The sequence below is a fragment of the Cedecea neteri genome (assembly GCF_000757825.1).
Taxonomy (GTDB): Bacteria; Pseudomonadota; Gammaproteobacteria; order Enterobacterales; family Enterobacteriaceae; genus Cedecea; species Cedecea selenatireducens.
Window position 1 is genome coordinate 2,843,683 of record NZ_CP009451.1, and the last position, 22,813, is coordinate 2,866,495.

Here is a 22,813-nt window from a genome sequence, read left to right on the forward strand (position 1 = left end):
ATGCATTACAGCAGGCCTTTATCGCGGAACGTCGCGGCGGTGGCTTCGTTCAGGTCATAGTTAGCCAGATCCTGCGGGCTGACCCACGCATACTGCTCAAACTCTTCGTTAATGGTTATCTCGCGGTTTTCGCTGACGCAGTCAAACATCAGGTAAATCATATACACCTGCTCTTTGCTGCCGTCGGCGTAGGTTTTCACCCGGACGTCATCGCGGAAGGTCCACGGTTCGATGTGCGAGATAATCAGCGCTTCGCCCAACTCCTCTCGGATCTCACGCCGCAGCCCTTCTGCCATGGTTTCGCCCGGCTCAATGCCGCCGCCGGAAAGCGCCCACTGGCCGGGAAAAACACCGCGATCTTGCGGCATTTTGCACAGCAAATATTGGCCCTGATTCTGGATAATCGGGCAGGCAATCACTCTTTGTCGCATCGTCTTCTCCCTGAAAAATAAGCCGCCGAGTTATAGCACAGATAAGAAAAAGGGTCTGCGCGTAGGCAGACCCTCAATGAACAACAACAATAAAAGGCTTTTAGAAGCGATACTGAATGCCGACGCCGTAGGTATAGCTGTCGTTACTCAGGCCAGCGGCATCGCCACCCTGAGACCAGGTTTCCCCGGTTTTATTATCACGGGTTTTTGTCGAGGCCTTCGCTTCGGCAAAACGCGTCCACGTTAATTCCGTATAGAGTCGGGTATTCGGCGTAACGTAATACCCGGCAGAAACGGTAGCGGCATAATAATTGGAATTATTGCCTTTTTCGCTAAAGCTCAGCTGACGCATATAATGCTCGTCATTATCTTGCGCATTCACCCACGGGCTGAATTTAAATTGCCCTGCTAAATCAAAGTCCTGATAGCGATAACTTCCGGTCAGCCCAACGTATGGCACGCTGAATTTCTGGCTATAACCAATCCCTGGTTTCCCGGCAGGGAATTCACCGACAAGCGCGCCGTTGAAATAATTGTATGAGCCGCCTCTGGCGGTCCAGCTGTATCGGGTTTCCTGGTAGCCGGTGACGATGCCGAGGTTATAAGCCGGTTCCTTTAACAGCCAGCCGGTCAGGTTAAGATCGAACTGATTGGCGTAATTCAGGCTGGTGTCGGGGTGGGTGGATTTGTCGCTCCAGCGGCTTTGGCCTGGCGTTTGCCAGTCATAGTCGGACATGTGTGAGCCGCGTGAGGCGAAGGTTGTCCAGCCGTTTGCGTTGAGAGTGATATAGCGCTGAGCGTCCCAGCTAATACCGCCTTTAATAATAGGTGTATTTTTAATTTTCCATTTCAGTTCACTTAATTTACTGCCATCGTGTTGATTATAAACGAGCTCTTTAGATTCTCCGTTTAGAACACCGGTGGAAATATTGGTGGTTACCGCGTCGGGTGAAAAATTAAAGCTGGTTGAAGCGAGCAGCGCCGGGCTAAACAGCAATGCGGCGGCCGCAGGCAGGTATTTTTGCTTGTGCATGATGTATCGTTCTGTTTTCTATAACATTGGTTTGGTGTTGCAAAAAATAAACCTGTACGGACAGGTTAAAGACCGTAAAGAGTTATTGTTGCGCGATAAATTATGTTGTTGAAAATTATTATTAGGTTGTCTTGCCAGGCAAAACGAAACGTATTTTATGGGCTGTTACTTGACAGGGGAAAGATTATTTTCTACTGGTGAATATTTGAGCGGTGAATCGTTTGATTTTAAAGAAAATTAAAATTGTAGCTTTTTGTTACAAGGATATATCATAACTAGTCATATGTATTTATTGAGAAAATTTAACTTAAGTCAGGTTGGGTCGGTTTAAATATGTAAGCGGGCTAATGATTATTTGGCGATGGAAGCCCGGCCGTTCGTAGCATACTCATTTCACTCTCTTTTTGACAATATGAGCACCATCAGCGGCAGGGCTTCGCTTTTGAATCTTTGCCTGCAGTGATTGAACCGTTGTTCACCCCCCTCAACAACCATCGCCTGCTGGCGACGGTTGATGCCAGGAACGAGACCGCAGCTGGCCTGCTGGAGAAGCTGGGTTTTCGTCGTGAAGCACACTTTCGCAAGAATATTTTCTTTAAAGGCGAATGGGGGGATGTATATGCCTATGCGCTGTTACGCAGCGAATGGAAATAACGGGCTGCTTGCTTAGCGGGCCATTATTATTTTGTGACTTAACGTCGTGGTATAGCTGCAAAATTCAGTCAGAGGCGCGAAATATTCACTGGCCGTTACTTTATGATTTTGTGCGTTTTAATTTGGCGCCCAATGCGGCGTTTAGGTTTTGTTTAACCTTTAATTTACATTATTACTATACTGGCTTCACTTCCTTTCAGGTATGAATTCACCGTCTTCCGGCGGCGTTATTCTACTCGTTTATCTAAAATAAAATGTTCCGGAAATTCATCTGTTAAATACATTGTCCGGATAATTGGCAAGGACATTGATATGTCAGATTTAAACATCTCTCTTGATACCGCGACCCTGACGCATCCGCTTTCTCAATGGGAGGATAGCGCAGCTGAATCCGTTGTTGGCGACCTGGAGCAGGGCAAAGTTATCTTTCTGCCGCAGCTGGCGTTCACGCTCACCGAACGGGAAAGGGCGCTGCTGAACCCGGCTGTGGTTGATCCGAAACGTAAGAACATCAGCTATCAGCCGCTGAAAGATAAGCTGACTGGCGTTGCGGTTGCCGGGCAAGAGCCAGAGGTTCGCGAGCTGCTTAAACGCCATTACGAATCCTGTCAGCAGCTTATTGCCAGCCTTCTGCCGGAATACCAGCAGGTGCTGCACACGCCGACCAATAGCCTGCGCCTGCACCCGGTTAAGCAGTGGACGCAGAACACCTCCTGGCGAAAGGATGACAGCCGCCTGCACGTGGACGCCTTCCCGTCCCGCCCTAACTACGGCGAGCGTATTCTGCGTATCTTCACCAATATTAATCCGGCCGGGGAAAGCCGTAGCTGGCGCGTGGGCGAGGCGTTCCCGACGCTGGCCGAGCGCTTCCTGCCGCGTTTAAAAGGCTATTCCCCAGCGAGCAGCTGGTTGCAGAACGCGGTTGGCATTACTAAAAGTCGCCGCAGCCATTACGACCATCTGATGCTGCAGATGCACGACGCCATGAAGGCCGATGCGGATTATCAGAAGCAGGGGCCGCAGGTCGCCATCGACTTCCCGCCAGGCAGCAGCTGGATATGTTTCTCAGACCAGACGCCTCACGCCGCAATGGGCGGGCAGTTTATGCTGGAACAGACATTCTTGCTGCCGGTGGATTCGATGCAAAACCCGCAGCTGTCACCGCTGAAGGTATTGGAAGGGTTGCTGCGTAAGCCGCTGGTTTAGTCATAATGACCGCGTGTAAAAAGCCGCTTGGGCGGCTTTTTTATTGGCATCATCCGTACGCCGCACAAGCACTGTCTGCGTTGACAAAAAGAATGGGTCAAAATAGCAATAGATATACCGTCACAGGCAATAGATTCGCTTCGAAAAAAGATGGCATTAGCGTTCGCGGTAAAATTTAAATAGGAATTACCTGTAAGTGACATGGCTCATTACTACCATTGATATTTATCAATACTCTACCGCAAATGATCGGTGAGACATCATCTGTGTAATAGCTTTTATGCTTTTTTAAATGAATTATTTGTTAAGTCCGGCGATTGTTTTGCATCCAGACAAATTTTTTCATTTTTGATTTTGAGCACTGAATCATGCCTTTTTCTTCTAACTTCAGTAACCAGTTTCTGGCTATGTATATTGAAACATTGCAATTATTGGAGATCTCTCTTGTCGTGACCTCGCCATTATTAACAATTGTGTCATAAATTTCTTTCATCAGTTTTACAGAGCAAGGGCGACTGATATGCTCGTCCGTTTCGGTACTACGGAATCTTTCCATCTGAGTGAACCTGTCTTAAAGTACAGGGTGATTTTATCACAAGATACTATATGTGAAATTATAATTATAAGTACTGCGTAATATTTTCTGTTTTTATATCAGACCTAAATTTATGGTGATAAAATATTCGGTTGTGCCCACGGTTTTATTAACTCTTTTATAGGATTGTTGGTACATATCTGAAACGCAGTTAACATTCATGAAAAATAGAGTCAGATTATTCCGTAAGGTGGCGTTTGCAAGAGGGTGTAGGTCAGTAACGGCAACGTATCAACATTGAAAGTAAATACTTTACTGCCTGGAGCGGCATCTGGCTGGCGTAAGCTTTCGAGAGACGATGTATAATCCGTAAAAGAATAACTCTGAAATCTATTATTCCAGAGTAATATAATTGATAAGCTACAATGTGGCATACGAGGTTAAAAAAAATTAACGATTGCATACTGAAAGTTGAGTTCGCCCCGGTCGTAGTAAAACGCTTTAATGCTTACATCCTCCTGGGTCTCACTTGCAAGATAAACTCTTGCGATACCCTGTTCATCGGTAACCCGTGTTGTATGCGATAGTCTGGCGTGTCCATTGCACAGGAACGACAGCGTTAACCCACCCACCGGCGTATCGCCCTCTTTTACGCAAAAATCGATGCAGTTTATTTCATGAGTGCCGACACTGGCTCTTTCCTGAATGGGTGTGTAGCCGATGGATTGCATGTTTCATTACCTCATTTCTAGGGGCTTAGAAAAATTAAGCCGCTGTTACAAAATGCACTTTTGTTCTGGAAACAATATTGTCGTCGTCGGTGTATGCGCTGACGATAACAGGCTCTGCGACAGTGTTGTAAACATATAACGTAGCGGTACCTGAATCATCGGTAGTCAGGGTCCGTCTGGAGGGGTAGGCAGTGACGCTTTGCAAAACAATCGAGATCTCTTTTTTTTCATTTACATTATGAGCACTCTTTTTCGTCAGGATATAGAGTATCTCGCAGTAAGCTTTACCATCAGCATCCACCTTATCTCCGATGATATGGCTGGTTAAGGCATTAAGCTCATCTGCTTTAGAAAATGAAATTCCGTTGACGATGAGCATGTCTTTCTCACCATAGATCTCGACGGAGATAAAGAAATCACCCTCAGACCGGGCTGTACAGCTGACCACTGCCTTACCTTCGGCATCCGTTAACAGAAATCTGTCTGCCAGCGTCAAATTCGTGCTCGGCAAAAACTGCAGCAATTTCTCCCGAACCGGATTTCCGAGTGAATCCAAAACTTTAATGGATACCTTGTTTTGGCTGATGCCATCCGCGGCGGCGTTGTTTTCGATCAGAGTACTTTCTAAGTGATAAGAAGCTTCGACGTTGCTGAATACCAGGGTGTCAACAGCGCCCTGAAAAAGGCCATCAATGGCCGGAGAGGCGGAGATCATTACTTTCTCTGCCTCGGTATTGGTCACATTCAGGACAAAATTACCGCCTGCATCCGTCTGGCCAAACGCTGAAGATAATGCCGCGTGACCCGCTGAACTGACCGCTGAGAATTTAAGATACTCATCGGCGTAAGGCACACCGTTTCTCGTCAAATGATAAATAATGGTGTTTTCTTTTTTGCCATCCGCGACCGCATTGTTGTCCTGAACGGTCGACTTAAGAATGATGATATCGTCCATCTTAAAGTCCTGTATTTTCGCTATTGGGAACCGATAATGAGTTTTAAAAAGGCCACGGCGGGTTTTAAGCCGCGGCCTCGCTCTCGAGAAAAATTAATTAACGCCTAAATCAATAATGATCAGGGTGTAGGTCAGTGAAGAATAATCCCCAATCTGATAGTAAACATTTGTCGCGGTATCAACCCCGCCGTGGGTACATTTTGCAATAGCACCGTCGTAGTTAAAGTCATTAAACTTCGCATAGTGCGGGTCAGAAATAATCTGGCACGACTGCGATGTTTTGATGATGTTATAACCGTCCTGGCACATCTGTTTTTTAACATCGCCCGCTTCTTTGGTGCTGAGCATAAATTGATAAGAGTGGCCGGTAATAAAGTCATACTGACTGCTGGTAAACATATCAAGGCTGCAGAAAGTGTCACTGGTGATCGTGCCAGAGGTGACCGAAACAGGTTTTCTGAAGTTAACGACGGTTTCCTCGCTGATATCCTCAATATCTGTTGTGGCTGTTACTGTTACGCTTTCAGCGACGGAGTTGTAGATTTTTAACGAGGCAAGCCCATTTGAATCTGTGATCAGTTTGTTTTCCGAGACAGTGACATTGCCGCTGTTCACTTTAATATAAATATTATGCCCTTCAGCGGCATCCAGAGAGTTGGCTTTGGTCAGGCTGTACTGAATCTGGCAATAATCACCTTTCCCCTCAGTGGCCTCGGCATTATCTCTGACGACAATACCGATTAAATCCTTAATATATTCCGGTTTTGCAAAAGAGATTCCTTCAACAATACAGTTGGTATCACTGTTTGGGTAGAGCAGTGCTTCGATACTGTAATCGCCCGCCGGCACGAGGGCGGTACAGGAGACGGTGACTTCACCGTTTAAATCTGTCTCATGGTACTGGCCGTCAGGCAGAGAAAGATTATGGCTTGCAATGCAGTTTAGTACCTTATGCATTGCCGGTGCGCCCGTTTTGGTGTCCGTGACCTTAAACAGCACGGCATTGGTGCTGGTACCATCGGCGGAGGCGTTATTCGACACAATAGAGCCGACGATAGTATAAGGAGAAACAACGGCTTCGAAGATGAGTTCAACCGGTTTGGCTTTTACGCCAATTAATACCGCCTCTGCTTCAACGGTCACCGTCTCTGCAAATGCGTTGGTAATATTGATAGATGCAGTGCCGAAGTCATCGGTCATGATGGTGGTTGGATCCGCCGTTGCACTGCCCGAGACGTTAACAAAAATGTACTGTCCGGCAACCGGGGCGGTGCCGTTTTTCAGAGAATAGACAACGACGATTTTATCCAGCCCATCAGCAGCGGCCGTGTTATCACCCAGCACGGTTGCCGTTAATGTTTCCTGCCCTTCCACAGCCTCTTCAAACACGCTTTCGATTTGGGTGGAAATAAAATCACCGTGGTAGCAAACGGCTTTAACCAGAATATGGCCCGCGACTTCACTTTTTAACTCGACGTTACAAATTCCGGCCTCATTCGTGATGGCTGAAATATCTTGTCTGCCGTTTGAAAATGTCGCGCCTTCAGCGGTAACAATAAAGTTTACAGAAATACCAGGGACTGGCGTTGCGTCATCGCGCAGCGTGGCGGTAATTGTATTGGTGTCGACATTATTAGCCGTTGCGACATCATTTGAATGAATATAAAAATTAGTAGCACGAACGTTAATTTCGCTCATTACCCGATCTCCAAATAATAAAATCAAAATACATGCCGGACTAGCCGGCATGTGGATAGCGTGGTTAAATTTCCCACTCGTTGATGGTTAGGCTGTAGTTATGACCGCCGGAATAATTATTATAATTTCGGAAGTAAGCCGTAGTACCTCCACGAACACAATAGAAAGTATTGTCACCGCTGAAATAGTGTGGTGAAGAGAACCCAGCCCCCATTGTAGGTTGGGTATTTGAATAATAAATACAGCTACTGCCATTGAATATATATTGATTGCTACAGCTGTTCTGAGACGCGGTTGTTACAAGGATAAACTGATACATCCGTCCAGGAGTGAAGTAGTAGCTGTCGGCAGGTATCAGTTCATGAATACCGTAACTACTGCTGCCGTGGTAACCGCTGAAGGTGACGCTATTTGGTTGACCTGGCTCGTCAGGGCCAAAGGTCACCGAAGTTCGGGTATTAATATTCTGATCTTTGGTATAAGCGCTGACCACGACTTCTTCTGCTTTGGTATTAAAAATCTTCACGGTGGCAATACCGGCGTAATCCGTGGTTAAGGTGCGGGCAGAGGCGTAAGCGGTCACGCTATTGAGCTCGATATCAATTTCTTGATTGGCGACAACATCCTGTGTTTTTTTGGTCAGGCGATACTGAATCTCGCAGGCGTCTTCCCCATCGGCGGTGGCATTATTTTTCAGTATTACGCTGGTTAACGCATCCAGTTGATCGGCCTTAACAAAGGTGATGTTGGCCACACGGTGCTCAACGTGTTCATCGTAAACTACAGCGGTTAAGCTGTAGACGCCTTCGATCAGGCTGGTGCAGCTGAGCGTCACGCTGCCGTTAGCATCGGTTTCAATGATGGAATCACGCAGGGATAAGTTGGTGCTTGGGATAAACTGCAGCAGCTTCTGTGGTACCGGGCTTCCAAGCGAATCTTTGAGCATGAATAAAATTTTATTCTCGCTCACACCGTCGGCCTGGGAACCATTGACCATGATCATCGAATCAAGCACGTATGTCGTGTCAACTTCAACGAAAGTGACTTGTGAAGCGACGGAAGGAAAACTGTCGGTTGCAGATTTCGCGGTCACCAGCGCCGATTCCGGAGTCGTATCCGTCACATCCAGAATAAAGCCGCCGTTGCTGTCTGTTTCACCAAAGGCAGTGGATAATTTTGCATTACCGGAAGTACTGATGACCGAGAAAGTAAGGAATTGATTGGGAACAGGTGCTGAGCCCTGCACCAGATGATAAACAATGCGGTTTGCTGTTTTACCGTCAGCCAGAGCGTTATTAGACTGAACCGTTGCGGTGAGTACCATGGTATCCACCTGGGTACCAAATTCACTTTCTACTTCTGCCATTTGAATTTCCTCTTCTACGGAACAAGTTCCCGAAACTTTAATTTTGCCTGCAACCTGGCTGTGCAGTTGCACCGTGCATTTTCCCAGGGCATCCGTTGTGGCCGTTATGGCCTTAGCATTGTTGCTAAATAATGCTCCCGGCTCTGTTACGCTAAATAAAATACTAATACCATATTGATGGTCTCCATCAGCAATTAGCGTTGCCGTAATATCATTGGTGTCAATGTCATTGGCAGCCGCACCTGTTGTGGAGGTTAAGGTGAAATTCACCACGGCAAATTTATCATTGGCCATGCGTTGGCTCCTGATTAATATCAATAGGTGATCGTATTCAGTACACGCTTATCTCTGAATAAACGTATTCATGAATAATTTAAATTAAAAATTACTAAATGAAAGACTGACCGTCTGGTTAACCTCCGTGCTTTGTGGCGAGGTAATAATGACCCCCGCGGCTGAAACTGCCGTATTGCTAAGAATATCTATTTGGGCAGAGCCGTCGGCGTGTAGGGAGATATCAACTGTTTCACCAATATTATGTCCGCTTACCTTTAGTGGGGCTGGAACAGCTATCCTTAACGTAGAAATAGCTCGTGCTGCTTTATCTTCAATAAAAATATAAATGCTGCAGGGTGATATACCGTCTGGCAATGCGCCAGTGGTATTAGCAATAGCATTCACAATGCCATTACCGAGTTGATAGTTTTCGTAATTTAAATGGCCGTTAATGACGTCATCGGGCGCATTCTCGTTGCTGATGGAGACGGCGACGTCGCCAAGCACAACAGATCTGACCCTGAAGCTATGTATGCCGGCAGCATCCATAGTAAATGTATAATTAGCGTTGCCGGTTTCTACAATGGTGGCTCCGGTCTGGCAGCTAACGTTAATTACATCTCCCGCGGGGGCCTGAATAAAGCCGTAGTTGCAAGGTGCCACGTTGATGGCGTTGTAATCATAAACCGGTGAGCCGTGGGTACCCTTAAATTTGAAATCCGTGGTAATGCCTTCGGCCAGCAGCGCGCTTCCGGCAGTGGATAAATACTGGGATCCTGCCGTGGTTGTTACCATGTAGGTGGCATACAGCGTGCCTTCAGCCCCTACGGCATCGGCATAGGCGGCAGAAACGGTGATATTTTGGGCTCCGGTATTATCAACAATAAGCTCATAAGGCGAGTTGCTATCCGGGACTTCCGCACCTTGTTTATCTTCACCCCGCATAACGACGATAACGCGGTCACCAATGGCTATCGAGGGATAAGCGATCTCGATGACGATACCGCTATCGGAATGAATGTCACCCAGCTTAATTGTGCCATTACTGGCCTGAGGGAACGTAGGGGCCGGCAGCGTGCGCTCCGCGGACATATTAATGAACGCTATTTTGGCATGTGAAACCCGATAAGGGGTGCTCGTGCTTTTTACCCGGTAATAGATCTCGATTTTGCCTGAGCTAATGGCCTCAGCAACATAGGATGAAAGCGTAAGATGGATGATGCCATGGGTAATGTCGGCAGAGGATACCCGATATTCAACGCGGCCATCCACATCGGGGACTGCTTCATTTTCGGTATTAAATCCGCGCCATATTAACGTAATGAGATCGCCAGCAGCCATATTGCTATAGGCATTAATGTAAATACGAATGCCGTCCGCGACATCATATTGGGTCAGCCAGCCGTTAAGGGCATCAGTGAAATGTGGATTTTCCAGGAATTCTACAACGCCGTTCAGCGTCACTTCAGCATTGAAAGAGAGGGCGTTTGCGCCGTCGGAGTTTCTGGTGATTCTGTAGAAGGCGATGGCTTTGGTGCTGCCTGGCAAAAAAATCTTTGATTCAGGAATTAGCGTTTTGAAGCCGGTAGTCAGGTCAGCAGAGACAACAGTATGAGTTTCGCTGACGCTAGCCTCCGGAATAATTTCATCTCCGGTATCGTAAACCAGGTAATTCAGCTCTACCCGGTCTCCCGCCTCAATGCCCTGATAAGGCGGTACCTGAATCCGTGTGCCCTGGTTTAGCTTTACGCTGTCCAGAGAAACAGTGTCGTTAACCGCGTCAATAAACACCGGTTTATCCAGCGTTCTGGCGCCGTCCCGGCTCACAATGGCCAGCGTTTTGGCCGAAGAGGTTGGATTATTTGATAAGTCGATTGCCGTATAACTTACGGTATAAATACCATCAGGAACGCTGGCTTCCGGGATATGAAATTCTATGTTCTGGCCTACATTTACATCACTGACCACTTCAGTGAGAGAAACCAGTTTCCCAAAGTCCAGAATAATAAGATCGCCAATGGCCATGTTGTTGTAGGGCGGGATAAACACATAAATATTGCCGCTGCCCAGGTCGTTATTGTCGATAATACCGTTGTCGTTCATTTGCGGCACCAGGGGTGCACGCAAGTCTCTGCTGATCCGCATTTTTTCCTCCCGGATAATCCGATGACCGGCAGCAGTGGTTGCCTGCCGGTCCCAGAGCGCTAAAACTTATTTGCGGCCTGGAGCGACAACGTCAACGTAGTAGGTTTGCTCGGCGGAGGCGTGAAGTTTGCCACCATCGGCGATCAGCATTTCATAAGAGATCTTAACTGTACCTTCACCCAGCACATACAGGAGTTTGCGCAGCGCGTCGGTGCCACCTTCATAGCTATCATCCAGCACAATGATGTCCTTCTCATCTGCCTCCGCATTAACTGGGAAGGAAAATACGCTGCTGGCTTCCGGGATCTCTTTTTTCCCGACGTAGGACTTCCAGTAAATATTGCAGATGGAGTTAGTCACACCTGCTTTATGGACAGCCAGATTCTTGTAGGTCCCACTGAGGCAGACTTCGACGCCAAAAGTCGCTACCGCGATGTTAATCATGCCTTCATTGGCGTCCGCTCGGGGAACCGTGACCGGCGGTAGGTCAACGATCGTCGAAGAAGCGCTGTCGCGTTTAACATTGACGGTTATAACCGGGGAGAAGGTCGAATTATTCGATGATTCAGTAATATAGTAACCTGTGTCATGTGCGCCGGTAGTCATAAAATCATCGGGAACCGATACAGCCAGGTTTTTGTCACCTTCGTTGTGCTCTGAATGCTTGATAACAGGATTATCGCTGAAATGGAATGAAACCACGTCTCCGGCAACGGGAGTATCCAGCGGGAGTACTGCGTAAACGCCTGCGGCGACATCTGCTTCTGTGATGGTATTATTAGCACCGCTGGCAATCGGGAAGCTATGGCTATGTAAAGTTGGAGCGACCATCAGGATCTCACGGACAGCAGGTTTTTGGTCAGCAGGATCGGTCTCAATTTTTGTAGCAGTAATGGTGACGCCCTGCGGAGGGGCCTTGCCAAACTTCAGTTCGGCAAAGATTTCGCCGTCATAATTTGTCTCAAGCTCAATGATGTTCGAGGTACCACCCACCCAGGTGCTGGTACTATCCGTGGACTCAAGACGGACTATCACTTCGCGGGCTGGGGCTAAGGTGTCTTGATCGACAACCCGAGCAGAAACGTTGAAAGGAATATTTGACCAGGTATTACACCAGGACTTACTTTCTGTTGTGAGACCAACTAAATATGGCATTTCTTTTTTCCTTACCTAGGGATAAGTAACAAAAAGGACTCCCGAGCCATAAAAACTACCGGTTCTATTGGGCGTTCCCTTTAGTTCACTGGTTAATTCAATAATATTGACACCCTGCTGTCCCGATAACGTTTCACCCAGAGGTTCTCCATTATTCGTCGTCAATTCGGCGTGCATTCCATTATCAAGCGGTATTTTGTCATTACCCCTTAGCCTTAAAACATAGGGGATGTCATCGGTACACTCGACGTTAATATTTTTTGTTAACTCTTTCCCTGCGGCCGTTTTTACCGTCAGCGGGCCGTAAGCAAATTCAATTTTATCTTGTGTCAGTGCGCAAAAATTATTTACCGGAGGTGTGCCAATACACTGAGTGGCGCCGGTTGATGGATAAACCCTCTGGTCCCATACTGAACCAAAAGTCTGGTTCACGGTGGCTATCGCGACACATTCATTACCGTTTGGGCCGCTGTCATGGTGGACTTTATAAGTCCCTGACTCACCGTTTTTCTCAATCCATTTTTGGCCAATACAGCTGAGCGTAACTATTGAGTTTGGGCAATCAGCGTTATTAACTTTAAGTTCGGTCTGATAGTCCATCGTGCCAGCTTCAATAGCACCGGTATCCGATTTATGCCGATGTATTATTCCTGTATATTTTAGTCTGGTGTCAGTATCCAGGCTGTCGTCAACCTCAATAACTGTCCAGTTTCCCGTATAAACGGCTTCTTCTGGCCCGATAAGTTCAACTTTGACATCCAGTACTACTGGCCATTTGAACGCGTAACTGACGTCTGGTACCAGGGAAAAAATAACTGACATACCCATGCCAATAAAAAATCTGCAAAAGTTTCGGCTGAATAAATTATACATAGACTATTTTTCTCTCCATGAAGGCTATATTTAAATGGCAGTCATGTAAGTCATCCGATGTGGATAACGTTACTGCTGAAATATTTTCTCTGCAAGTTTTACAAAGTGAAATCTGGGCGAAAATAATTGTACGCACAGTTATTTCGCGAATTAATAAAATGAATATTTTTGCGACATTAAAAGTCGTAATAAAATAATAAAAAAGAGAAAATGACTGCCATTTTCGATTTTTTTTAGGTTTAACAATGTTTTTTTGATATCAATTCAGTTGATTCACGAAGTTTCATGAGGGGTCCGGCAGAGATCACATCGCTCGCCAGTTGAAATAGGAAAGCAAATCGACATTATTCTGTAACCCCAGCTTGCACATCGCTGAACGCTTATAGCTGCTCACCATTTTGGGGCCGATTTGCAAAATTTTGGCGATATCTGAGTACTTCATCCCTTCGCTGACTTTGGTGATGACATAAAGCTCCTTATCATTAAGCTTCTGATTTTTACATATTATTGAACATCCCGTTGAGCCGTCCATGATGTTTCTGTTAGCGCGCCCATTCTTGCCGCCAATGACCAGCCGGCGCAGGCTGGCATAAAGCTCCTGTACCGTATCTTCTAGCGTGATATAGGCCGAAATAGCAGGGCAGTGCAGGCGATTATCCAGCTGGTTTTTATTGGGATACACCAAAATCATTCTGCGCTGCGTCGCCTTCTGTCGGTACACGGGGTCATGCCGATAGCGGTCGCAGTTTATCGGCGGCAACCCGCACCATGACTCCCTGAATATGAGATCTGAATTCGCTTCATTGGTCAGCACAATGTCTTGAAGCATGCCTTCGCTATGAAGAATTTCAGTCAACAGCAGCAGGATGCCCTGTACCCAAACCTCATTTCTATCAGGTATGCTAATTCTGATGCCGTTAACTTTTCGTCGGTTTCTTGCTTCCTCCAGACGTTCTGCATAGCGTTGGATCCCCGTTGTACTGAGGGCCATGCTTTTCTCTGGCCATAAAAAGCCCTGGCCTAAATCTGCGCCTGAAAGCACAGCAAGTTCGCGCATATCCTCGGTTTCAATGCCTTCGGCAACGATAACTGAGCCATGTGATCGCAAAGAAGACACCCAACCTATAAACGCCTTTAGCTCGGCTTTGGTGTCAGGCATAGCAGTGCGACATGTTTTAATACCCTTAAATTTCAAACCAATAGAATCTATGTCTGCGGTTAAATCCGGCGTAACATCGTCAAGGTAAACTGGCCATCCCGTTTTTTTCAGGCGACGTAACCCTTTGATAAAATTAAATCGGGATAAAACATCCAGATTTTTAATATTTTCAGGATCCTGGACCTCGATAACAAAGCCCCCGTCATGGGCTAAGGTGTTGAGTTGCTCAATAGAAAACTCGTCAGCAATCACCGCCACCGGTAAATTTAACCAGTATTGAGCAGGCCCGGTTTTTAGCGATCTGGATTTGGCCGCATGAAACTGACTAAAGAAAATCGCGAGACTTTGAGCGGGTGTTATTTCATTGAAAAATTTTTCTATATCAATAGGTTCAGGTGATAATCGGCTCAGGATTTCCCATGCGACAATTTCGTTTGTTTGCAATGAAACCAGCGGTTGAATTCTGAATTCAATTATCTTTTTGTAGATGCTGTCGTTATTTTTAGTCGTCAAAACATCCATCATGATTGACATGATCTGCCCTCCTATTGGCAGGGTAAGTATGGAAGTCCTTATTGAATATCTATCTGGATTACAGCCGTTGCATAGAAATTACCTGCGCTGACTGTTTCATCTTTCTTTTTTACAAGTAACGCATCCAGATTAATAACGCCAGAAGTAGCATCGAAATTTTCTGCATGATCTAAAGCTAGTTCATTTCCATCCTTAAATAATTTCACACCCAAATTATCAACATTGTTAACCTTTATGATTGTTTTATTTCCCGTATCAAAATCTGCTACGGTTCCTCCCAGGGTAAACGTGAAGGTGCGTCCGGTGGAAATGACATCCGGTTCGCAAATAACGTCAAGATTAACGTTTTTCAGGTATTCTCCAGCCTCGATTTTTGAGGGGTTTACTTTGCCAAATGACACGGTTTTCTCATCACCACCGTTTATTTCACAAGGTGGATCTTCCTGGATTTCACCCGTCACAATAACTTCTGTTGTCGTTCCTTCAACGGCATCAATGGACAAGGCATAGCTAACATGCAGGCAAGGAAGCAGCACCATAAGTGCCAAATATTTATTACGCATATAAATTCCGTTTATACAGATTATCGTTTTGGTATAATGATATCTTCTATCTGGCATATATCTTTTCGGCAGGAAAAAGATAGTGTTCTTGGGCTGCCATAATCATTTATTGCGGTTAGTAATATTTTTTCCACAGGCTCACTACCCTGGTGTTTTAACGTGTAGCTTCCTTTAGGTGGCACCATGAACGGTGATATTTTTACCTTCTCTTTCAGCGCCATCCCGGTAATTGACAGGTAATAAGGCGTGGGGTTATTGATTTCATAACCTCGGGCGGACTTGACCAGGGTGACCGCCTTCATGCCGGGCACGGTATCATCCGCTTTTGTGACTTTCAGCGATTTTGGGCGCCAAAAAACCTTAATCCTTGTCTGGATAGCCAGGGTCAGCACATTTTCTTTGTGACTTCTTTGCGGAATTTCCCGCAGGTTGAAATAAAAAACACTTTCCCGGTCATTGGGAAGCCTCACCACATTTGCCAACTGTTGGAGCCTGAAGATGCTGTATTGACCGGCATCGATTCTTTGTACCGGCGGCACCACCATAAACTGGTCAATCAGCTGGCCATCAGCGTCCTCGACCCAGCCCTGAGCAAGATAAGGGTCTGATTCGCTTCTGTTAGTCACGCGAAGCGAAACCGCATTTTGTTCTTCATTAATAATAAGCCTTGTGCGATCAAGGGATAATGCCGCATCGGCATCAGACACAACGCTATTTAAAATAATTAAAATAAATATGCATACAAATTTCATTTGTATCTCTCTTATTCTTTCAGCTCAGGTTGGCATTCATTACTGTTGCATAGTAAATTGAATGGCATCTTCGAACCGAAATCATTAACGATGGTGATTTTTCCCGGATTGTTTATTTTGAGATCAACCAGCTCTTCGCTAAATGGGGGAAGTGCTATCGCTTTAATTATTTTTTGTCCGTTCTTATCATTAAAACTGATAATATTGAGATAAAAGGCAGAGGCATTCGTCAACTGGTAGCGGTTGACGCCGACTTTATGTATTTTCAGTTTATCCATATGAAAATTTATTTCATCATCCTCCAGCGCTGTAGGACGATAAAATAACTTTACTTTCGTCTGTAATGCCAGTTGCATAACATTTTCTGACGAGCTGACAGTTGGGATTTCAAGTACGCTGAAGTAGTACAAACTTTCTCTGTCTTTCGGCAGCGTTTTTTCTAACGCAGTTGGGCTGATACGAATAAAAGAGTGCGTTTCAGGTTCAACACGCTGTAGCATCGGTGTGGCAATAAGCGGCACCGAAGTGTTGTTATCTTGTTTATCCGCTACCCATGCTTTAGCCAGGTAGGGGCGCGTATGGTTATCGTTTCTGATGCGGATGGATATATTATTATCACCTTCATGATAAATAACCCTGTTTCGATCAACGGCAATTGCTGCATAGACCTGTGGGCAGTTCATAACGGTAATAATAAAGAGCAACAGAAATGTGTTCAGGTTAATTTTTTTCATCATAAAATTTATCTATTCATTAGCCTTATTTATTCTTCGCAGGGAAGCAGTAACATATTTTGCGGATTGATATAGGCTGGTAATACAATGGTGCAGTGCGTAGCGCCATTCCATTTGGCCGTCAATGCCTGGTTGGCAGTGATGCCTGATAACCAGGTCAGTCCGTTGTCACCCACAATGCCCAATTCGACACCGTTTTTGTTTAGCACGCTGGTGCCAAAGGGCACGGGGCTGCCATCTCTCAGGCGCAGCGTTGCGGCGAGCTTGAGCCCCTTAATCACGTTTATGCTCTTGAAGCCAATGGCGCCATTTGTCAAAACTTGCTCTGCCACTGGAGAGCCAATGACTTCTATATCCTCAGGCAAGCGGGTGACATCAACCTCACTTCTTACCCGTGAATAGCTGCTCACACCGGCCTGCACGGCAATACCCATGCCGTTTGTGACCAGGTTTCTCCCCAGCGGGACATCGGCGATACCATCGGTGCCTATCATCACACGCGTTGCGCCGCGGTTACCCGAGGGATGCATTGCGACGCCTTTTGTCGTGGCGGTGATTCCCCCGTTTATATTCATGCCAGCGGAGGTATAGTTGTCTTCTTTCCAGCTAACGTTGGCTGACATATTCGCGAGTGAGCCATTGTGGTAATAAAATCCATTTACCAAGCCTTTGGCACCGTTATTCTTAGGCTTGTCGATACCGGTTTGTAAGCGATAACTATCGCCATTGTGAAGTTGCTGATACCACCCGGCGAGCTGGTTAATATTGTTTCTCGATATACTATTGCTATAGCTGACTGTGCCATTACCCAGAGGAATGCTCAGGTTGAGGTACACCATGTCATCCTGGCTGCGGTAATAATTGTTTCTTACGGCCGACAGGCTGAAAGTAATATTTTTCCATTCATGAAAATCAATATATTTGCTGAGGTTTAACGAGTAGCTATCATTGTTCCCTCCAGCCCAATAGGTCTTGTGTAAGAAATTGGCGCTCAGTGACATTTTTTGTTCGCTGAAGTTTTTCGTTAAGCTCACGCTGTACTGGCTGCGATCCCGGCGGCTGTCATCCCAGTCATCTTTATTGTTGATATAATCTGACATGCTGAAGAAATCGGAGTCCGAATACTGGATCCCTGAAACCGTGAACGTGCTATTTAACTGTTCAAAGTTTTTATAATACTTAAGTCGGTATGACTCACCCTTGTGACTGCTATTTTTAAAGGTTGTCTCTGCGTGCGTGATATCAGCGGATACAACACCTGCAATGCCTAAGCTTCGGGCTACGCCCAGCGCCGCACTTTTATAATCACCTGAGAGTATTGCTCCCGCGTAGGTGGACCACTCCCCCGACAGGCCACGAGACATTTCTGAGGTCACAAACAGCTCACCGCTGGTGTGGCGATGTCGGTCTTCCGGCCTGCCTAATGCCAGTTTGTATTGCGTCTGCCCGGGCCGGGTCAGATAAGGCAGAGACGACGCCATGACCTGGTAATGCTGCGTGGAACCGTCCTGTTCTTTAATATCCACATCCAGCAGGCCTGACGTGGAGGTACTAAGCTGCTGGATGGTGAAAGGGCCTTCCGCGACAACCGTTTCATAGATAACGCGCCCTTGCTGGCTAACGGTTACGGTTGCATTGGTGCGCGCGATGCCGTTGACCTCCGGCGCGTAGCCACGCAGAGCCGGCGGGAGTTGTTTCTGGTCGCTGGCCAGCGACACGCCCCTGTAGCGCCAGGAGTCAAAAATGTCTGAGGTGAGATTATCTTCACCCAGCATCAATGCTGACTGAATCTCAGGTAATGCCCGGTACGCATAAAAACGATCCCAGTCAAAAGTCTGCCGGGTGCTCCGTTTATGGCCTGTTAAATGGCTGTAGTTTCCCTGATAGTCTCCCCTGAAGCGCCAGGCACCGGCGTTGAAGCCGAGAGTACCGTTGGTACTGGCAGTTTGAGATTGCGACCTGCCCTGATTTTTCCCCGTATTCAGATTCATGTTGTAATCCAGAATCATGCCGGTCAGGCCATTGTCCCAGTAAGCAGGCGGCAGCCAGTTTGCATCGTGGTACTCAAGCATCTGAGGCGCGATGGCGAGGGTGAGTGATTCTTTAGAGAGATCGCCTTTAACAACGGCACCTTCCAGCGCGTCCAGGTTGTAACACCCGTCAAACTGATGGCTTAAGACCCGATCTTTATATTCTTTTCGCAGCCCCAGTTTTTCCACAAGTTCTCGGGTAAGGCAGGCTTCGGTATTATCTTTTAGAGCAACAAATTTAATAACTGCATTTTCGGTAAGAATGGTTTTATTTAAATAAATATCGAATGAATAAGTGCCAGGCATAATAAAGCCAGCATTGGAAAACATCGAAATATCAATGTTTTTCTTATCGTTGGCGTTCAGCAGATCGGTGTTGAACTCTACGGCATGCGCATCAATGCAGAAAAGTGCCAGAGAGAGGACCAGGATATGATTATTTTTCATCAGGAATTTATTCAAAAAGCATCCCCTGCAATATAGATCTGCAGAGGATGCTTATTATTACTCGTACGCTAAAGTGAAGTTGGTAATAGCGACAAAATCACCAGTCGTGATTGCAGCTGCTGAACCCGGCAGTTTTGCCAGGTATGCGTTATAGTTCAGCGTATTGCTACCTGGGGTAATGGAATGTGCGTTAGTCGGTGTAGCGCCCCATTTAACATCAGTGTTCTGCCAGTCAACCATGGTCACGCCAACGCCATCAACGCCGGAAACATTGAGGTAGGTTTCGTCGGTTACCTGCTGGCCGCTAAAGGTCACTTTGACAGAGTCATCATCGCCATTTCCTGAAAGCGTGCAGTCTTTCAGCTCAATCAGTACTTCTTCAGGACCCGATTTTGCATCTGTGCTATTTAAATAAGATGCAGAAACCTGGCCAAAGTTAACTTCCTGAGTCGTTTTATCCGGGTCAATAGAGCATGGGGACTCAATAATGCTACCAATGAAACGAATTTGTCCCTGTCCCTGATCGGCTGCCATTGCACCAGTCGATGCCATGAAAAGACCAACCATTGATGAAACCATTAATTTTTTATAAGCCATTACTATTCTCCTTGTGCCTATTTATTTTTATAGGACGCAATATCCAATTACGTCCCGGCACTGATAGTAATTATTTTTTGTAGTCTATTGAGGGGGAATGTCTGATGTTGCGGTTTTTTAGTTTCTAACTTCAAGTTTTGCGATTTTGCTTGCGCTTTATCGATATTTTATTTTTTGTTTTGATTGTTTTTTGGAATAAAATTCCATTGATTTGGGTGGTCGCGATTGATTGATTTGGTATTTTATACTTTGCTATATCAGTAAATAATCAATTAAGTTACATAACCGGATCGCGAAATACTGATAATTAGTTATTTCATTCACAATAGGGGAGAATTTTCAGGGCGAATATTCCGAATAGGAAATTTAACTTCCGGGTGGGCGCAATAGGCTGGCAGTATTTGGGATTTAATATCTTGATCTTGAATATAAAAAAGGCCAGAAAGAATCTGGCCTTATTGTTATTGCCCCGAATAAATGGGGCAGCGGAAGTTTTTCCGCATTAACGCATGGTGACAAACTCTTCCGCCGCGGTCGGGTGGATAGCCACGGTGTTGTCGAAGTCTTTCTTTGTCGCGCCCATTTTCAGCGCCACGGCGAAGCCCTGCAGGATTTCGTCCATGCCGAAGCCGATGCCGTGAATCCCGACAATTTTCTCGTCCGGGCCCGCGCAGACCAGCTTCATGCGGCACGGCTGGCGGTGAGAGGTTACGGCGGTGTACATAGCGGTGAAGGAGGATTTGTAGACCTTCACGTTGTCATCGCCGTACTGCTCGCGCGCCTGTGGTTCGGTCAGGCCCACGGTGCCGATTGGCGGGTGGCTGAACACCACGGTTGGCACGTTGCTGTAGTCCAGGTGCTCGTCCGGTTTGTTGTTAAACAGGCGCTCGGACAGGCGACGGCCGGCGGCGACCGCGACAGGCGTCAGCTCAACCGCGCCGGTGTTATCACCTACCGCATAGATGCCAGCCACGTTGGTGTTCTGGAACTTATCGACCTTGATATAACCTTTTTCGTCCAGCTCGACGCCGGTTACCTGCAGGTTGAAGTTGTCGTTAGCCGGTTCACGGCCAATTGCCCAAATCAGGGTATCGACGGTTTCAGAGCGGCCATCTTCCAGCTCCAGCGTCAGGCTACCGTCTGCGTTTTTCACTACCGCTTTCGGAATCGCGTTGGTGTGCAGGGTTGGGCCTTCTGCTTCAATCACTTCCAGCAGCGTTTCAACGATCAGCGGATCGAAGGTGCGCAGCGGCGCGTGTTTGCGCACGAACAGGTGCGTTTCAGAGCCCAGCGCGTTAATCACGCCCGCGATTTCCACCGCGATATAGCCCGCGCCGACAACCGCCACGCGTTTTGGCAGGCCCGGCAGCTCGAAGAAGCCGTCGGAGTCAATGCCGTATTCTGCGCCGGGGATGTTCGGGTGGCTTGGACGACCGCCGGTGGCGATCAGAATATGGTCCGCGGTGATGGTTTCGCCGTTAACTTCCACGGTGTGCGCATCCACAAACTTCGCAAAGCCGCGAATCACGTCGACTTTATTCTTGCCCAATACGTTGTCGTAAGAGCTGTGAATGCGGTCGATATAGGCGGTACGGCTGGCGATCAGCTTGTCCCAGTCGAAATGGTTCAGCGTGGTGTCAAAGCCGTAGTCCGGGCCGTAGTTGTGAATCGCTTCGGCGATTTGCGCCGCATGCCACATCACTTTTTTAGGCACGCAGCCAACGTTGACGCAGGTGCCGCCCAGATCTTTCGCCTCAATCAGTGCGCATTTCTGCCCATACATTGCCGCACGGTTGATCGAGGCGATACCGCCGCTGCCGCCGCCAATGGCGAGGTAGTCATAATGTCTGGTCATGATGTTTCCCTTTTGAGTCGAAAATAAGGCGCGATTGTAGCGCGCCGGGATAAAGGTTCTACCAATTACTGTGAAAGGGACGGCCGTTATTCAGGCACAATCCAGCTCAACGTGGTCGAGCCGGTGCCCGCTGGCACCAGCTTTTTATGCAGCCACGGCAGCACGTTGGTCATCTGCTGTTCCAGCTTCCACGGTGGGTTGATCACAATCATGCCGGATGCCGTCATGCCGCGCTGGTCGCTGTCCGGACGAACCGCCAGCTCGATTTGCAGGATACGGCGGATGCCGGTCTCTTCCAGGTCACGGACCATGCGTTTGATTTGCTGGCGCAGCACCACCGGATACCACAGCGCGTAGGTGCCGGTGGCAAAACGTTTGTAGCCTTCAGCAATCCCTTTCACCACGTCCTGATAGTCGGTTTTGATCTCATACGGTGGGTCGATGAGGATCAGGCCGCGACGGGAAACCGGCGGCAGCTTCGCTTTCAGCTGCTGGTAGCCGTCGGCGCGTTCAACGCGGGCGCGATCGTCTTTCTGGAACTCAGAGCGCAGCAGCGGGAAATCAGACGGATGCAGTTCGGTGAGCTGCAGGCTGTCCTGCTCGCGCAGCAGGTGGCGGGCAATCAGCGGAGAGCCTGGGTAATAACGCAGTTTGCCGCTGCGGTTCAGGTGATTCACCGCGCCAATGTAGGCTTCCAGCTCGGCAGGTAAATCGTCCTGCTGCCAGATGCGGGCGATACCTTCCAGATACTCGCCTGTACGCTCCGCATGCTCGCTGCTTAGCTGGTAACGACCGGCGCCTGCGTGGGTGTCGAGATAGAGAAACGGTTTCTCCTTCTCTTTGAGCGATTCAATAATCAGGCTTTGAACGGTGTGTTTCAGTACGTCGGCATGGTTACCGGCGTGAAAGCTGTGGCGATAGCTGAGCATGGGGGATGGTGTTCCGCAAATAAGAAAACAAATTTCCCACAGTTTACCGCAGATTGCGGCGGATTACCGCCCGGGCGCGGGGCTGTTTCAATCAGGTCGAAAACGTTTCAAAACATAAATGTGTCATAAAAGCGTCAAATTCCCAGGATAGCGTC

Annotated in this window: 19 protein-coding genes and 1 pseudogene; 2 read left to right on the plus strand and 18 right to left on the minus strand. The window is 47.3% G+C overall.

Annotated features, from left to right (window positions below):
- Positions 1 to 5 precede the first annotated feature (5 nt).
- Together nudI and JT31_RS13095 are read right to left on the minus strand one after the other, a co-directional pair.
- On the minus strand, positions 6 to 431 hold the full coding sequence (nudI, locus tag JT31_RS13090; RefSeq protein WP_038477753.1) for a nucleoside triphosphatase NudI: 426 nt from the start codon (positions 429 to 431) through the stop codon (positions 6 to 8).
- A 100-nt stretch (positions 432 to 531) separates the two neighbouring features.
- Positions 532 to 1,464 (minus strand): omptin family outer membrane protease, encoded by a 933-nt coding sequence (locus JT31_RS13095; RefSeq protein WP_038477756.1) that lies wholly within the window; start codon positions 1,462 to 1,464, stop codon positions 532 to 534.
- A gap of 420 nt (positions 1,465 to 1,884) precedes the next feature.
- On the opposite strand from JT31_RS13095, the pseudogene JT31_RS13100 reads away from it, so the two are divergent.
- Positions 1,885 to 2,118, plus strand: a pseudogene (locus JT31_RS13100) (GNAT family N-acetyltransferase); the annotation flags it as partial.
- Between the two features lie 312 nt (positions 2,119 to 2,430).
- Positions 2,431 to 3,324, plus strand: coding sequence for a Kdo hydroxylase family protein (locus JT31_RS13105; RefSeq protein ID WP_038477758.1), 894 nt, complete (start codon positions 2,431 to 2,433; stop codon positions 3,322 to 3,324).
- 304 nt (positions 3,325 to 3,628) lie between these two features.
- Here the strand turns inward: JT31_RS13105 and JT31_RS24280 are convergent, their stop codons facing one another.
- The 16 genes from JT31_RS24280 to JT31_RS13185 form a co-directional block, all read right to left on the minus strand.
- Positions 3,629 to 3,880, minus strand: coding sequence for a FaeA/PapI family transcriptional regulator (locus tag JT31_RS24280; RefSeq protein ID WP_038477760.1), 252 nt, complete (start codon positions 3,878 to 3,880; stop codon positions 3,629 to 3,631).
- A gap of 419 nt (positions 3,881 to 4,299) precedes the next feature.
- Positions 4,300 to 4,590, minus strand: coding sequence for an Ig-like domain-containing protein (locus tag JT31_RS13115; protein ID WP_038477762.1), 291 nt, complete (start codon positions 4,588 to 4,590; stop codon positions 4,300 to 4,302).
- A gap of 34 nt (positions 4,591 to 4,624) precedes the next feature.
- On the minus strand, positions 4,625 to 5,545 hold the full coding sequence (locus tag JT31_RS13120) for an Ig-like domain-containing protein (RefSeq protein ID WP_038477765.1): 921 nt from the start codon (positions 5,543 to 5,545) through the stop codon (positions 4,625 to 4,627).
- Positions 5,546 to 5,638: 93 nt separating this feature from the next.
- The gene (locus tag JT31_RS13125) at positions 5,639 to 7,243 is read right to left on the minus strand and encodes an Ig-like domain-containing protein (protein WP_038477769.1); all 1,605 of its coding nucleotides are present in this window, start codon (positions 7,241 to 7,243) and stop codon (positions 5,639 to 5,641) included.
- A 64-nt stretch (positions 7,244 to 7,307) separates the two neighbouring features.
- A complete protein-coding gene (locus JT31_RS13130) occupies positions 7,308 to 8,903 on the minus strand; it encodes an Ig-like domain-containing protein (RefSeq protein WP_038477772.1) in 1,596 nt (531 codons plus the stop codon).
- Between the two features lie 84 nt (positions 8,904 to 8,987).
- Positions 8,988 to 10,988, minus strand: a complete 2,001-nt coding sequence (locus JT31_RS13135; RefSeq protein WP_038477775.1) for a hypothetical protein — start codon at positions 10,986 to 10,988, stop codon at positions 8,988 to 8,990.
- Between the two features lie 108 nt (positions 10,989 to 11,096).
- On the minus strand, positions 11,097 to 12,185 hold the full coding sequence (locus JT31_RS13140; protein WP_038477779.1) for a hypothetical protein: 1,089 nt from the start codon (positions 12,183 to 12,185) through the stop codon (positions 11,097 to 11,099).
- Positions 12,186 to 12,200: 15 nt separating this feature from the next.
- Positions 12,201 to 13,058 (minus strand): hypothetical protein, encoded by an 858-nt coding sequence (locus JT31_RS22785; protein WP_052048998.1) that lies wholly within the window; start codon positions 13,056 to 13,058, stop codon positions 12,201 to 12,203.
- 304 nt (positions 13,059 to 13,362) lie between these two features.
- On the minus strand, positions 13,363 to 14,751 hold the full coding sequence (locus tag JT31_RS13150; RefSeq protein ID WP_038477783.1) for an EAL domain-containing protein: 1,389 nt from the start codon (positions 14,749 to 14,751) through the stop codon (positions 13,363 to 13,365).
- 38 nt (positions 14,752 to 14,789) lie between these two features.
- On the minus strand, positions 14,790 to 15,314 hold the full coding sequence (locus tag JT31_RS13155; RefSeq protein ID WP_038477786.1) for a fimbrial protein: 525 nt from the start codon (positions 15,312 to 15,314) through the stop codon (positions 14,790 to 14,792).
- Positions 15,315 to 15,334: 20 nt separating this feature from the next.
- Positions 15,335 to 16,066, minus strand: a complete 732-nt coding sequence (locus tag JT31_RS13160) for a molecular chaperone (protein ID WP_038477789.1) — start codon at positions 16,064 to 16,066, stop codon at positions 15,335 to 15,337.
- 11 nt (positions 16,067 to 16,077) lie between these two features.
- Positions 16,078 to 16,803: a molecular chaperone gene (locus JT31_RS13165; RefSeq protein WP_038477792.1), complete on the minus strand. Its 726-nt coding sequence runs from the start codon at positions 16,801 to 16,803 to the stop codon at positions 16,078 to 16,080.
- A gap of 26 nt (positions 16,804 to 16,829) precedes the next feature.
- Positions 16,830 to 19,292 carry a fimbria/pilus outer membrane usher protein gene (locus JT31_RS13170; RefSeq protein ID WP_052048999.1) on the minus strand — a complete coding sequence of 821 codons (2,463 nt, stop codon included), beginning with the start codon at positions 19,290 to 19,292 and terminating at the stop codon, positions 16,830 to 16,832.
- 42 nt (positions 19,293 to 19,334) lie between these two features.
- A complete protein-coding gene (locus JT31_RS13175) occupies positions 19,335 to 19,874 on the minus strand; it encodes a fimbrial protein (RefSeq protein WP_038477795.1) in 540 nt (179 codons plus the stop codon).
- A gap of 502 nt (positions 19,875 to 20,376) precedes the next feature.
- A complete protein-coding gene (gorA, locus tag JT31_RS13180; RefSeq protein WP_038477798.1) occupies positions 20,377 to 21,729 on the minus strand; it encodes a glutathione-disulfide reductase in 1,353 nt (450 codons plus the stop codon).
- An 86-nt stretch (positions 21,730 to 21,815) separates the two neighbouring features.
- Positions 21,816 to 22,658, minus strand: coding sequence for a 23S rRNA (adenine(2030)-N(6))-methyltransferase RlmJ (locus JT31_RS13185; RefSeq protein ID WP_038477801.1), 843 nt, complete (start codon positions 22,656 to 22,658; stop codon positions 21,816 to 21,818).
- Positions 22,659 to 22,813: the final 155 nt, after the last annotated feature.